The 14,080-nt window shown below is 66.8% G+C and carries 12 protein-coding genes; 5 read left to right on the plus strand and 7 right to left on the minus strand.

Annotated features, from left to right (window positions below; translation table 11 throughout):
* Window positions 1–114 precede the first annotated feature (114 nt).
* Together ACNQQL_RS04595 and ACNQQL_RS04600 are read left to right on the plus strand one after the other, a co-directional pair.
* The gene (locus ACNQQL_RS04595) at window positions 115–1,206 is read left to right on the plus strand and encodes a porin (protein ID WP_347063359.1); all 1,092 of its coding nucleotides are present in this window, start codon (window positions 115–117) and stop codon (window positions 1,204–1,206) included.
* Window positions 1,207–1,523: 317 nt separating this feature from the next.
* Window positions 1,524–2,096, plus strand: coding sequence for an AidA/PixA family protein (locus ACNQQL_RS04600; protein WP_347063360.1), 573 nt, complete (start codon window positions 1,524–1,526; stop codon window positions 2,094–2,096).
* Window positions 2,097–2,233: 137 nt separating this feature from the next.
* On the opposite strand, the gene ACNQQL_RS04605 is transcribed toward ACNQQL_RS04600, so the two are convergent.
* From ACNQQL_RS04605 to ACNQQL_RS04630, 6 genes are all read right to left on the minus strand, one after another.
* Entirely contained in the window at window positions 2,234–4,471 is a 2,238-nt protein-coding gene (locus ACNQQL_RS04605) for a TOMM precursor leader peptide-binding protein (RefSeq protein ID WP_347063361.1), read from the minus strand.
* 91 nt (window positions 4,472–4,562) lie between these two features.
* The gene (locus tag ACNQQL_RS04610; RefSeq protein WP_072445120.1) at window positions 4,563–4,925 is read right to left on the minus strand and encodes a BMA_0021/BMA_0022 family TOMM bacteriocin; all 363 of its coding nucleotides are present in this window, start codon (window positions 4,923–4,925) and stop codon (window positions 4,563–4,565) included.
* A gap of 16 nt (window positions 4,926–4,941) precedes the next feature.
* Entirely contained in the window at window positions 4,942–5,286 is a 345-nt protein-coding gene (locus tag ACNQQL_RS04615; protein ID WP_072445121.1) for a BMA_0021/BMA_0022 family TOMM bacteriocin, read from the minus strand.
* A gap of 33 nt (window positions 5,287–5,319) precedes the next feature.
* Window positions 5,320–9,360 carry a TOMM system kinase/cyclase fusion protein gene (locus ACNQQL_RS04620; RefSeq protein ID WP_347063523.1) on the minus strand — a complete coding sequence of 1,347 codons (4,041 nt, stop codon included), beginning with the start codon at window positions 9,358–9,360 and terminating at the stop codon, window positions 5,320–5,322.
* Window positions 9,357–10,358, minus strand: coding sequence for an FHA domain-containing protein (locus tag ACNQQL_RS04625; RefSeq protein WP_347063362.1), 1,002 nt, complete (start codon window positions 10,356–10,358; stop codon window positions 9,357–9,359). The genes ACNQQL_RS04620 and ACNQQL_RS04625 overlap by 4 nt, the downstream gene beginning before the upstream one ends.
* Before the next feature lie 404 nt (window positions 10,359–10,762).
* Window positions 10,763–10,945, minus strand: coding sequence for a hypothetical protein (locus ACNQQL_RS04630; RefSeq protein ID WP_347063363.1), 183 nt, complete (start codon window positions 10,943–10,945; stop codon window positions 10,763–10,765).
* A gap of 222 nt (window positions 10,946–11,167) precedes the next feature.
* On the opposite strand from ACNQQL_RS04630, the gene ACNQQL_RS04635 reads away from it, so the two are divergent.
* From ACNQQL_RS04635 to ACNQQL_RS04645, 3 genes are all read left to right on the plus strand, one after another.
* The gene (locus ACNQQL_RS04635; RefSeq protein WP_347063364.1) at window positions 11,168–11,878 is read left to right on the plus strand and encodes a PadR family transcriptional regulator; all 711 of its coding nucleotides are present in this window, start codon (window positions 11,168–11,170) and stop codon (window positions 11,876–11,878) included.
* A 37-nt stretch (window positions 11,879–11,915) separates the two neighbouring features.
* On the plus strand, window positions 11,916–12,737 hold the full coding sequence (locus ACNQQL_RS04640; protein WP_347063365.1) for a siderophore-interacting protein: 822 nt from the start codon (window positions 11,916–11,918) through the stop codon (window positions 12,735–12,737).
* 167 nt (window positions 12,738–12,904) lie between these two features.
* Window positions 12,905–13,138 carry a hypothetical protein gene (locus ACNQQL_RS04645; RefSeq protein WP_034181811.1) on the plus strand — a complete coding sequence of 78 codons (234 nt, stop codon included), beginning with the start codon at window positions 12,905–12,907 and terminating at the stop codon, window positions 13,136–13,138.
* Window positions 13,139–13,164: 26 nt separating this feature from the next.
* Here ACNQQL_RS04645 and ACNQQL_RS04650 read toward each other — a convergent pair whose 3' ends face one another.
* Complete coding sequence (locus ACNQQL_RS04650; protein ID WP_347063366.1) at window positions 13,165–13,746, minus strand: undecaprenyl-diphosphatase; 582 nt, start codon at window positions 13,744–13,746, stop codon at window positions 13,165–13,167.
* Between the last annotated feature and the right edge of the window lie 334 nt (window positions 13,747–14,080).

The following is a 14,080-nucleotide window of genomic DNA, read 5'->3' on the forward strand; positions in this document are numbered from 1 at the left end:
CCCTTTCGGTTGCACCTGAATCCGGATCATTCAGGTTCATGTTTTTTCATTTCATTCAGTAGTCCAATCAAAAAATATCCGACCCGATCGGAAACATGTGAGGAGCATTTGGAGATGACAAAAAAGACCCTTCTGGCACTCGCGGCCTGCGCGATTCCGGCGGCAGCGTTCGCGCAGGGCAGCGTGACGATGTTCGGATTGATGGACGCCGGCCTCAGTTACGTCAGCAACGAAGGCGGTCGCGGAAACGCGAAATTCGACGACAACATCTTCTTTCCGAACCTGCTCGGGTTCGAAGGCAAGGAGGATCTCGGCGCGGGCACGCGTGCGATCTTCCGGCTCGTGAACCAGTATTCGCTTGGCAACGGCTCGATCATCGGCGGCGGGTTTTTCGCGCGGCAGGCCTACGTCGGGCTGGAAAACGACCGCTACGGCAAGCTCACGCTCGGCAACCAGTACGAGTTCATGGTCGATGCGCTCGCCGCGAGCGGCAACGAGATCGCGCAGGATCTCGTCGGCCTGTACGGCTTCCGCAACGGGCCGTTCGACAAGCTCGCGCTGCCGAACAACCCGACCGGTGCGTTCGACTGGGATCGCGTTGCAGGCAGCAATCGCGTCGCGAACTCCGTCAAGTACACGAGCCCGTCGCTGTCGGGCCTGACCTTCGGCGCACTGTACGGTTTCGGCAACGTTGCAGGGTCGGTCGGCGCGAACAACACGGTCAGCGTCGGCGCGAGCTACGACAACGGCCCGTTCGGCGCGGGCGCAGCCTATACGAATCAGAAATACGGCGCGGCGGCGGGGCTGCCGCCGACCAGCGTGCGCAACTGGGGGGCGGGCGTGCACTACACGCTCGGCACGGTCACGGGGAAGGCACTCTTCACGACCGTGCGCAACGCGCAGAACGGCGCGGGCGCGTGGTCGGCGGAAGCCGGTGCGGCGTGGCATCCGTCACCTGCGTGGGTGGTCGGCGCGAGCTACACGTACATGAAGGGCAACGACACGCTCGACAATGCGCATGCGCATCAGATCCTGGCGGCCGTCCAGTACTGGCTGTCGAAGCGCACGATGGTGTACGTGGCAGGCGTTCACCAGCGCGCGAGCCACGGCAGCAACGCGCAGATCAACGGCGTGATGGATGCGAACGGCGCGTCGAGCGGCGCGCTGCAGTCGATCGCCCGGGTCGGGTTCAGTACGCGGTTCTAGGTTCCAGCCTGTCGGCGAATCCTGCCGGCGATCCGCGGCCAGCCTGTCCGGGCAACTGCAGGACGCAGGTTCCGGCGACGCTGGTACAGCCATACACCGGATGCAGGATTCACATGCACGCGCCGCACATCTCGTCACGCGTGCACTGTAACCACGTGTAATCGATTCTCGGATCAATTCCTCGTACGCTGTCGATGCTCTTCCGCGCGCCCGATTTCTCCGCAGGCGCTGCTTCGCAGGATGGGAGAGATGCCGGCGCCACGGGCGTCGTCGCTCAACAGAGTGTTCTTCAACGATAAAACGTGAAAGGAACTGCCATGTCTCATACCTTGGATAGCTTCAAATTCATTGACGTCCTGATTGCGTTCGATGTCCAGGAGATTCTGAAACAGAACAACAATACGCTCGGCACGACGCCGGATAAGGCGACCCCGCTCGGGAACAACCCCGATACCGTCTACATGATCACCCCGCTGGCGGATGCGGCGTCTGGCTTTGGCCAAGGCTCGGTGCAAGGTATGTACCAGGGCGAGGGCGGCAGCAACTTGATGCTCAAGGCCAACGTCAACGACATGATTTACTGGCGCACCGTGTCGCTGACGGACACGGAAAACTACAAGTGCTTCCTGTACGGCATCCAAGCGATCAGCGGCAACCTTCTGGGCTATGTTTCGTACATGACCGAGAACACCACCGAGCCTTACCCGGCACAGGGCTGGCCCGACAACAACAGTGTGAAAACAGAGCTGCGCGCGGACTACTGGGCGCAAGCCACCGTGCTCAGTCCCGGCCAAGAGACCTATGCGTTTGTCGCTGCCGTTTACGACCGGCACGCGCACCTGAAGGGCTACGTCACCTGGAAGGCTTACCTCGCCATCAGCCACGGGTGATCTCGAACCGGCGCCTCGACAAGACCGCGGCGTGATCGGCGCGAGGCGCCCGGCAGCACCGGGCGGGAGCAATCGGCCCGCCCGCCGCTTTCCGCTGGCGAAGTCATCCCGCCGCGATGAAACGACAATCGGTCAAGTCACAGAAACAGCAGCGCCGGATTCAGTTCCTGTTCGCCGCACGGCTGCGCGCGCCATCCCAGTTCCACCGGAACCGAGTAAAGCCGTCGCGCGCCGAAACGCGGCCAGAAATGGCACAGCCCCGGCGCGATGACCTGCACCACGGACAAGCCGATGTCGGGCCGCGTCTTGTCGACGACGAGCACGTCCATGCCGGCCGCCGCGATGCGTCCGGCGCAATCCGCGATCGCCGCCGGCAACGACGCGGCGTCGATCGGCCGCCACGTCGAGCGCGTCGTGCAGCGCAAGTCCGTCGCGGGGTACAGAAATCCCGTTGCGGGGAGCCTGTCGCGATCCCACGGGTGCGGCGCCTCCGCTGCGACATCGAGCAACTGGTTGACTTCGGTCAGCGCTCGCTGCACCGCGATTCGGCCGTCCGGATGGCAGCCGAAGCCGATCGAGAAGCGCCCGTCCTGCGGATTTTCCGCCAGCGCGGCCACGGCCGGCACGCCGAGATCGGTGGTGATGTCGAGCGCCCACAAACGCCACCCGAACGTCGCGTATTCGCGCACGAGCGCATCGAAATACGGATCGTCGAAACTTGCGAGATCGATGCCGGGGCGCGGGATCCGGTTGTACCACCAGATCGCGACCGCATCGCGCTCGATCAATTCGAGCATGCCCTGCAAAATCGCCTCATCGACGCTCGATCCCGCCGCGCAGCCGTTGGGATTGTGCACGCATGCGGCGTGCGCCCGCGCACTGTCGGGCGTTTCCGCATAGCAGTAGCTCAGCGGCACGAGATGGCGCCTGCCGGTCACGAGCGACCAGGCCGGCGTCCAGTCGATGACGTCGCGCGCGGTGAAACGCGGCGGTACCTGCTTTCGAACATCGCGGGTCAATGCGTTGATCGCGTCGCGCGCGTCGAATTGCCGTTCGCTGAACTGCTGAAGATCGTTCACGTGAATCGGTAGGGCGTCGCATGCCGGATCGGCGAGCAGGCTTTCCATGCTGCCGGTCAGCGTCGCCTCGTCGCCTTGATACACGCTGCTGAATCGTTCGAGCGCCTCGCATAGCGCGCTCACACGGGCTTGATCGTCGGTGCGGCCTTTGCCTGAACAGATCCTGTCGAACCGGTTGCTGCCCGGTACGGCGGCCGGGCACACGAGAAAGCCCGACGCATAGACCTTGCGCAGGCCCGCGTGCCGCTTCGGCATCGGGTGCAGATACGCGATCGCGCCGCTGACTGGCGATATCAGATAGGCATAACGCTCGAACACCTGTTGCGGATCGGCAGTACGGTAGCCGCCGTCGGCGCGCGCCAACGGCGCATGATCGGCGAGCCGCGGCGCCTGCGCCGCCTGCTCGCGCATCCATGCGGGATTGCCGCAGCACGGGCATTGCGGACGCTTCAGCACGCGGTGCCGCTCGGCGGCCAACGTGTCGATGCGCTGCGCCACGATATGCGTCTGCGATCGTTCCGATGCCGTGCGGCTGACCGCGATCTGCTCGACCGTCGCCGCCATGAGCGCCGCCGCTGCAGCTGCCCCGGCACGCGAGGCGGCCGGCGGCAGACGCGTCGCGTCGCTGCCGTGATGGCGCGCAAGCAGCGCCTCGACGGGCCGGTTGATGCGAATCCAGTAGCGCACGCATTCGATGCACGGCGCGTCGGCCAGCGCACCGCGGCCGGCCAGCAACGGCCCGATCAGCGTCTGCACGCCACCGGCCGCCACGACGAGCAATGCGCCGCCGCGCGCCGCCACGCGGGCGGCGCACGCGGCGAGATCGTCGCGGTCGTGCGTATCGGTGATCGCGACGGTCAATTCGGCGTCCGGCACGACATCGATGCCGGCCGTGTCGAACGCGCGCCTGAGCGCCGCATCGTCGGCGCCGCACGCCTCGACCGCGACGCGCAGATGAGCGACGCGCGCGCAGGCCGCGTCGCCGTCGAGTCCGGCGCGCTCGAAGAAGCCGCGCGCCGCATCGTCGTCGTGCGGCGTGTCGGCTCGCACGTATCCGCGACGCACCAGGTGATCGAGCCGCGCGAGCACATCCCATTCTCCGAACGTGCCGGCAAGCGACGTCACGATCTCGGCGATCGTCATCCGCGCCCGCAAACAAGCGGCGATCTGAACGAAGATCGCACCGGACAGCATCGTGCGTTTGAATTCGTCGACGACGAACAGCGTCTCGGGGCCCGCATCGAGCACGAGCAAATGCGGTTTGAAGCGCAACACGCGCGAAAAGTCATCGAGCATCGTCGGGTTCCGTGCGGCGGGTCAACGGACATCGCGTGCCCCGGGCAGCCGGCCCAGGGCACGCGGCGGTGCGCGGCTCGGCCGCGCCAGGTCAGCAGCAGGTGAACAGGTAGCTCGGCCCGGCGTCGCAGTAGGCCGCGAGCGCGACGGCCTCTTCGTCCAGGTTCGTCGGCTGCGCCGGTATGCCGACCGTCATCACGTTGCGCGGCAGGTTCCAGCTCCCGCTGCCGTTTCCGTGGCTCGTCCAGCCATGATCGCCGTCCGTTTTGACGACCTCGATATCGATGATCCACGGGCACTGGTAACCGAAGTATTTCGCGAGCGTCTCCAGCGGCTTCTCCAGCAGCTCGCTCTTGAACTCCGGGTTCCGCCATGAAAGCGCGATCGCACGCAGATAGACCTTCTGAAACTCCAGCATCGATTCGAGCGTCGGATTAGCGTTGTCCTTTGCCATGTCGGTTTCCCCGAGGTCATTCCATGATGGTGATGTGGTTCGCGTTGTACGCGGCCAGCGCCTGCGCGAATTGCGCCTCGTCCGCCGGTGCGGGCGGCAGAAACAGGGTGAGCTTGTTTTTCCGGCCGCCCGTCCAGTCGCCGTTGACGCCCGGCGTCCAGGCCGACGATTTGGTCTGCACCTTCAGGTCGAGGCTGAACGGAAAGTGATAGCCGAAATGCTCGCGCAACGCGTGGACCGGATCGGCCTCGAGTTCGTCGAGAAACGCCGGGGAATGCCACGCGAGGGCGATCGCCCGGATGACGGTTGCCCGGTATTCGAGAAACTGTTCGTACGTCGGTAATCGAAGATCCTTGCTCATCGGTATGTTCTCCTGATTGACGAATGGAACCACTTACGGCAACGACTGCAACATCGCTTCGGCGAGCCTGGCAATGCGGCCCATGCCCGCCGTTGTCGCGACTTCGCATGCACGCCGGCACGCGGCCAGCGCGGCCACGCCGCCGCATCGCGGATCGGCCTGGCGCAAGTACTCGGACTTCTTCAGCAGCAGCTGTGCTTCGTAATACCGTTCTCCGGTCGACTCGCACCACGCGAGACACTGCTCGATCTGCGCGAGCGCGGCGTGGTAATCGCCGCGCCCGGCGTCCAGCTCGGCAAGCAGCGACGCATAGTAGGTCAGGCCGAGCAGGCCGCCCGACCGCCGCTGCGCATCGAGATGCGCGACGACGCCCGCACGACTCCCTTGCGCCCACGCATGAATGATCGCGGCGTAGTGCTCGACCGCGCGCAGCCGATGCACGTCCGACAGACGGAGAATCGCTTCCGACAGCGTGCGGGCCGCGTCGCGATCGCCCGCCAGCTGATGCGTGCGTGCGAGGTACATCATCGTGACGCCGAGCGTCGGCAGATGATCGAGGCAAGTCGCGCAATACACCGCATCGCGCGCCATCGCGAGCGCGGCCTGCGGATCGTCGTCCATGCACCAGCGCACGCTCGCGAGCGACGCCATCGTCCACGCGCGCGTATCGAGCCCCAGGATGCGCCGATGGTCCGCGTCGCGCCGCACGTCGTAGCCGGCCAGCACCGCGTCGAACGCGGCGCGAGCGCGCGCATAATCGCCGTCGACCCACAGGCTCATGCCGCGCATCGCGTCCGCCGCGACCTGGACGCCGGCATCGCCGCGCTCGGTCGCGAGCGCGTCGAGCCGCATGCCGATCCCGCGTACGGTAGGACGATCGCCGGCGACGTGGTAGTAGGTCGACAGCGTCCATAGCGCGCTGATCTCGAGCTCCGGGTCGTCGAGCGTCTGCATCTGCCGCAACAGTTGCTCCGCATGCTCGCGCACCTGCGGATCCGCCCAGCCGAACCGCGCCATCGTCGCGTGCGTCAACGTGGCGCGGATCCGCGCGCTGTCGTGCTCGCGGTGCGCGTAGTCGGCGTTGCCGAGCCAGTCGAACACGGACTGCCCGTAGCGGATCGCGTCGTCGTACCGGGAACGTTCGAGTGCGCGGCGCGCCGCGTCGATGCCGTGATCGATCGCGTCGGCGAAGGCACCCGCGCGCGCGAAGTGCCCGGCGACGCCGAACGCATGCGCACCGGCACCGCGGTCGGCCTCCGCGACCAGCGCGCGGCCGACGCGTGCGTGGTTGCCGCGCCGTACGGCGGACGGCATCGATTCATACGCCGCATCGCGAATCAGCGCGTGGCGGAACGAATAGAACACACGATCGCGCCGATGTTGCGCGTACACGATCCTCTCTTCGAGCAGCAGCCGCAGATGCGCGTCGAGCGTGGCGCGATCGTGCGGCGATGCGTCGGCGAGCAATTGCACATCCACCTCGAGCCCGATGGTCGCGGCGAGCTGCGCGGTGTCGCGCGCGTCGTCGATCCGGTCGAACGCGAGACCGAGCATGCCGCCCAGGCTGAGCGGAAGCGGATAAGCGTCCGTTTCCCGCCCCCCCGCGAGCGAGCCGTCCGTGCCGCTCATCGTCAACTCGCGCGCGACGGCCTCGATGAACAGCGGGATGCCCGCCGTGCGATGGGCGAGCTGGTCGAGCCAGGCCGGATCGAGCACGCCCTGGCCCAGACACGCCGACATCAGGCGCTGCGCGTCGTCGCGCGGCAGGCGGCGCAGCACCACGCGTTCGGTCGCGCCGCGCCAGCGCCCGAGCTTGTCGGGGCGCGACGTGAACACGATGCCGAGCGCCGCTGCGTGCGGCGAGCGCTGCAGGTACGCAAGAAAGTCCTCGGTCGAGCGATCGATCCACTGGACGTCCTCGACGACGAGCAGTACCGGCGCGCCGTTGCCGAGCGACACGATCAGTTGCCCGAGGACGTCGAACAGCGCGTGCTGCTCGCGCGCACTCGACCACAGGATCCCCTTCGCATCGCAGGGCAGCCCCAGCCAGGTCGCGAGCGCGACACGGGCCGCCGCGTGATCGCATTCGAGCGGCGCGATCATGGCGTCGATCGCCGCGAGCGCGGGACCGGCCGGGCTGTCGGCGTCGATATGCCAATGCGCGCCGATGAATCGCAGGATCGGAAACAGCGCATGATTCTCCCGCTCGGGCAGGCACCCGCAATGCGCGAAGGCGTGGCCCTGAATCCGGACAGCCTCGCACAACTCGTGCACGAGGCGCGACTTGCCGATTCCCGCGTCGCCGACGACGAGCCGCGGCACACCGTGCGGCGCAGGCTCGCCACGCATCACCCGACGATGCCGTGCGAGCGTCTCCCGCCACGCGCGCAACAGCGCGTCGAGTTCGCGCGCGCGGCCGACCATCGGTGCCCGCATGCCGGCATCGAGCGAATCGAACGGCGTATCGGCGCGACGCTCGCCGAGCAATTCATGAACCGGCTGCGGCACGAGGCCCGCCCGCGCCAGCCGCAACGAGGTCGGCCGATAGTCGGCATGCCGTTCGAGCGCAAGCCGCGCATCGTCGCTGATCAGGATCTGCCCGGGCCCGGCAAGCCGCAGCAGCCGCGCCGCCGCGGCGGGCGTCGAGATGCCCGACATGCGCGACGCATGAGCGAGAACCTGCCCGACGTGAATCGCGGCAGCCACTTCGACGCGCCAGCCTTCGCCGCCGGCCGCTACCGACGCCGGCAGCCGTGCGCGCTCGGCCACCCGCACCATGTCGAGCGCCGCGCGCGCCGCACGGCGCGCCGGCCGGTCGATGTCGCCGTGCAGGCCGAAATGGAACAGCAACGTGTCGCCGAGCCGTCCGTCGACCTGCGCGCCATAACCGACGGCGATGTCGGCGCACTTCGTCAGCCATTGCTCCTCGTAGCCGTCGAGCAAGTCGCCGTGATCGGTTCCGCCGTGGCGCCGCCGGCCCTCTCCCGTGATCGTCACGCAACAGCACAGCGTGGTGATCTGACGGTACTCGCCCACCGTTGCGATCGTCTCGCTGCGCGGCGCGAACGGGCGCGGACGCGTCTGCCCGCTTGCGCGGCCGGCATCGAACTGGCCGACGAGCGCGGCGAAGTTGAGCGCGCGAAACGGCTCCGCGAGTTCGTCGGCCGACGCGGCGCGCTGTTCCGGATTCTTGCTCAGCGCACGCCGCAATACCGAGCCGAGCGGATGCGACGCGATCGACCGAGGGAGCGCGACATCCACCGGGCTGAGCTGCTGATAGAGAATGTCGGCCACGCTCGCGCCGTGCATGACGACATCGCCCGTCAGGCATTCGATCACGATCAGGCCCCACGCATACAGATCGCTCCTGGGCGTCGGCAGCTCGTTGCGCAATTGCTCGGGCGCGCAGTAGGGCGGCGAGCCGAGCACCTCGGTCGCCAGCGTCGAAGTCTGACGCGCGATGTCTTCCATGCCGGGCAGCAACGCGCCGATGCCGAAATCGAGAAGCTTCGCGTGCGGCCCGTCGTCGGCCATCGTGATCGCGATGTTCTGCGGCTTCAGGTCCCGATGCACGATGCCCCGCCGATGCGCGGCCGCGAGCGCGTCGAGCACCTCCGTCATCAGCCGGCCCGTGTCGGCGGCCGACAGCGGCCCCTGAGCCGCGAGCCGATCGCGCAAGGTCCGGCCCTGTACCAGCTCGAATACGGCGAACAGCCGGCCGTCGGGCGCTACCCCCTTGTCCAGCAACGCCACGATGTTCGGGTGCCGCAGCGCTTCGCACAGGCTCGTCTCGCGCTGAAAGCGCACACGCTGGCGCGCGCGCTCCGTCGCGGTACGCGCGGCGTCGTCCCGCATCAGCTTGATCGCGACGTCCTGCCCCGTCTCGCCGCAGGTCGCGCGAAACACCACGCCATTGCCGCCTTCGCCGAGCAGCGAGCCGAGCCGGTAATGCCACTTGCCGGCAAGTTCCGCGAAAGGCGCGGCGGGCTGGCGGGGTTGCCGGGGTTCAAGTGCGTCCGGCACGACGGGCGCGCGGGACACGGTCGGCAACACGGCCGGTTCTCCCGTGCTCACGAGTATTGGGCGACCGAGTCGGGCGCCGGACGATGCACGCCGATACGCGGCAGGGCGGCCGGCACCGACTGGCATTCGAGATGCTCGCCGCACATGACGCGGAACGGAAATTCGCCGAACCGGACGCTGCCGCGCCGGCGCTCGACGAGCTGGCTCGCGTCCAGCCCCGGCAGGGCCGCAAACTGGCTCCGGGCGCGGTGAATCTGCACGTTGACATGGGACGTGTCGATGCCGAGCATGCGCGCCAGCCGGTCGAGTTCGATCCAGCCTTGCGTGGCGGCGTCGTAGCCGGCCTGCATGTCGGCCGCGCGCGCCCGGGCGAGCGTGACGAGACTGTAGTGATGGGCGCGCTCGCCGAGGTCGACCACGCCGCCGCGGACATGCAACAGCATCCGCACGTGCTCTTCGTCGCGGCTGACGAAGAATTCGAGCAGTTGCGCCGGCGCGGCCGGATCCGCGGGTGCGGCGAGCATCATCGTCGAGCCGTTGCGCACGACCGCCAGGCGCCACGTGACGTCGCCGGTCGATACTTCATCGCCGTCATGAAGCGCGCGCGGCGGCAACGTGTCGTCGCACAGCCATTCGCCGGCCGGCGACCGGACGATCGTGACCGGCTGCGCGGCGCGTGTGGCCAGGATCTGGCGCGGCGCGAGCACGATCGGATGCGCGGCGCCTCGTATCGGCCACAGCGTATCGGCCGGATCGTCGAGCGCATCCACGCGCCACGGCGCGATACCCGTCCTGCCGAACCGGATTACGTCGCCTGGCTGAAGCACCACGTGCTCGCCGTGGCGCAACGGCACGCCCGAAACCGACGTGCCGTTGCTGCTGTGATCGTGAAGCTCCCACCGCCCGCCGATCCAGCGGATATGAGCATGGACTCGGGACACCGACGCGTCCCGGATGACCGTGTCGCAGCGCGCGGCATCGCGGCCGAACACGTGATAGGCGCGGAGCAGGCACGCTTCTCCGGATGAATCGTTCTTGAGTATCGCCATGGTCGCCCCGCGTCGGATTCGCCCGGATCGCTCGAGTGACGCATCGGCGCTGCCGGGCGAGCGATTGATTCGATGATCGCGAACAATATCGACTGTTCGCCGCCTCGTTACCTGATTTCTCGTCAGCTTCCTTTCGAATCGTTGCTCATCCAGCACCTGTTATTTCGGTAAATTGAATGGTCGACCGTTTTGTTGTTTTAAAAATCGAGCAACTTGTTGAAAATCCTGCCAAATAAAATCGCGCGCCGCAATCGGAATACTCAATTCCGGGTTTTATATTGCAATGCTTTACATTTTCGATGAATTTTCGGGTTGCAAATAAAGGGTCGAAAAACTTCATCGACGTGCAAGCCATGGCCGACGTGCGTTGCCGGAATGAGATCACATTGAATGACGGGGCGGATTCAAACACCTTTGCTGCCGCGGAAATTTTGTTTGATGAATCGAAAATAAATTAAACCATTTCGGTAATTAAAATAATTGCCGTAGACGTTTTTAAAATCAGCATTGCTCCATTCATTCCGACAGGCCGTTGCACAACGGCGAGTTTCTCGCTGTGCCATCGGCAGGCGAATGAGGGGCGGCATGGTTGTGCCTCACGATCAATGGCTCGCAGCAACGGCGAAATCAGACCTTACGGCGATCGTCCGATCGACTCGCCAAAGAGGTTGAGGGAACGCATCGACGGGAACCCTCATCGCAAGCAGACGGACACGGCCGCCCCTCCATCCAGCCCCAATAAATCCCCTTGACGACCTATCTTTCGATATATATCTTTAGATATGTTTTACGACATATAGGACACGATCATGCGACACAACCCCTCCCGCGGCCATGCCCGAAGCGACGGTCATGGTGCGCATGCCCGCCCTGACTGGTTCGCCGGTCTCTGGTACGCGATCGGCCGCCACCGTCGCGGCCACGATCCGTTCGGCGGCGGCCCGTTCGGCGGCCGTGGCGGGCGCGGCGGCTTTGGCGATTTCGGCGACGACGGCATGCCGCGCGGCCGCCAGTTCAGCTCCGACGATCTCCAGCTGCTGCTGCTCGCGCTGGTCGCCGAGCAACCGAGCCACGGCTACGAGCTGATCAAGGCGCTCGACACGCGTTCGAACGGTTTCTACAGCCCGAGCCCCGGCATGGTGTATCCGGCGCTCACCTATCTCGAAGAAGTCGGCTTTGTCGCATCGCAGGCGGAAGGCAATCGCAAGCGCTATGCGCTGACCGACGCCGGCCGCGCGCATCTCGACGCGCAACGCGAACGCGTCGACACGCTGTTCGCACGCCTCACGCACCTCGCACGCAAGATGGAATTCATGCGCCGCGCGTTCGCCGGGGAATCGGCGGGCAACGAAGCTCAGGACGAATCGCAGGCCGGCTGGCTGCCGGAGTTCGTCGAGGCGCGCCTGGCGCTCAAGCGGGCGCTGCTGCACAAGAGCGCAGCCGGCCCCGACGAACAGCGCCGCATCGCGGCAATCATGCGCCGCGCGACGACCGAAATCGAAGGCGGCACCGGCGCGTAATCCGCGCCGCCCCGCCAAACCCAAGGAGAACGGATTAATGCAGAACACATCCGAGCGCACCGTGACCCGCGTGCGCCATACCCTCAAGTTCCGCCTGCTGCAGGTCCTGCGCGTGCATGCCGTGACGCCGCATCTGCTGCGCGTCACGCTCGGCGGCCCCGATCTCGCGGATTTCGAATCCGCATCGTTCGACGATCACGTGAAGGTGTTTTTCCCGCCGCCCGGCGCCGAACGGCCCGCGATGCCGACGCTCGGCGCGAACGGCCCCGAGTTTCCCGAAGGCGAACCGAAGCCGGTCGCGCGCGACTTCACGCCGCGCCGCTTCGACGATGCCGCGTGCGAACTGGATCTGGAATTCGTGCTGAACCATCCTGGCCCCGCGTCGCAGTGGGCAGCGCAGGCGCGCGTCGGCCAATGGCTGGGTATCGGCGGCCCGCGCGGTTCGTTCGTCGTCCCGACCGGTTTCGACTGGCACCTGCTGATCGGCGACGATACGGCGCTGCCGGCTGTCGCACGGCGTCTCGAGGAACTGCCGGCCGGCGCGCGCGCGGTGGCCGTGCTGGAAGTCGCGGACCGCACCGCGCAGATTTCGTTCGATACGCGCGCCGACGTGCATGAAATCTGGCGCTTCCGCGCGGAAGCCGACGCGGCGAACGGCGACGTGCTGCTGAATGCGGTTCGCGACCTGCCGCTGCCGCCGTCCGGCGACGGCTACGTGTGGGCGGCCGGCGAAGCGCTGTCGATGCGCGCGGTGCGTCAGCACCTGACCGACGAGCGCGGCGTCGACAAGTCGCGCATCCGCGCGGCGGCCTACTGGAAGCGCGGCGCGGCGGCCGTGCACGAAACACTGGAAGATTGACGCATACGGGCATCCGGCATACGGGCACCCGGCCGGCGAACGGGTGATACGACCGTGGCGCCGGCGCACCGACGGGCTTGGCATCGGCATCGCGGCTGGTATATATGTACGTCTGCGACGCCGCTGTCACGCGACAGCCGCCGCAGCCCGCCCAGGAGCGCCCGGTCATGACAAAAGAAAGCCACGCTTCGCCTTTCCTTCGCAACCTGAAGATCGCCGGCTATTGCGGCCTCGCCGCGGTCGTACTCGCGCTGTTCGTCGCGATGTGCGCGATCCTGAAGGAAAGCGCCCTTGAACGCGACGCCGCGCAGCATCCGGCCGATACGCCCGAACTGCACGACGCGGGCGGCGGCCCGTCCGCATCGGCCGAATCGGCCCACACGCCGGGCTCGCCCGGCTGACGGCCTCCTGCCCGACATCCTTCCGCTTACGGCGCGCGCCGGCGCCCCATCACGGCCGCGTGCACCGAATCGCCGAACCGTTCGAGCAGTGCGGTCACACGTTGCCCGTACAGGTGCGCAGCCAGCGCGCCGGCCGTGCCGACCAGCACGCCGCCCGCCATGTCGAACGGCCAGTGCACGCCCGCATAGATACGCCCCCACGCAATCGCCGCGGCCATCGCGGCCATCACGAACCCGGTGAGCCGGGTCGTGCCACCGAGCATCAGGCCGAGCGCCATGCTCCATGCGAACGTCATGTGATCGCTCGGAAATGAGCTGTCCGGCGCGTGCGGAATCAGCTGCGCGCCGACGCCGGCCATGAACGGCCGCGGCGAGAACCAGAAATGCCCGAGCAGCTGCGCGAGCGCGAGCGCCGCGCATACGCCGACGCCGGCCTCGATCGCCTGGCGCCGCGTCGGGCGCGCGCCGAAGATCCAGGTCAGCAGCAGCATCGCGGGCAGCGCATAGACGAGCCAGTCGGCGGCGAAGATCGCAACGCGGGCCACGCCCGGCTGCGGCGCATGCCCGGCGTTGATGGCGGAAAAGAGGGCGAGATTGAGGTTCTGCATGAATCCGGTTGCGTGGGGCATAAAGATTCGACCGGTTGCCCGGTCGGACACGAACGATGCTAGGGCGCGCCCGCTTAAGCGATGCTTAATGCGGCAGGCCTGCGGGACAGGGCGCGGCCGCCGCGGCGAACGCACTTAGAGCCTGCAGTGCAACACAAGTTCACGAAATTGTCATATTCCCACGCGACCGTTTCCCGGAAAGGCTCACCCGATGTCCCGTAAAGCCTCACCTTTTTCACATCGTGGCGTCATCGATGCGTGCGAGCATCGGGACGCCGGGCGCCATTCAGGCCGTTTGCGTCGTTCGTCTCAATATTTACGCGGTAAATCCGTC

Source organism: Burkholderia sp. LFS061 (genome assembly GCF_047978125.1).
GTDB classification, from domain to species: domain Bacteria; phylum Pseudomonadota; class Gammaproteobacteria; order Burkholderiales; family Burkholderiaceae; genus Burkholderia; species Burkholderia pyrrocinia_C.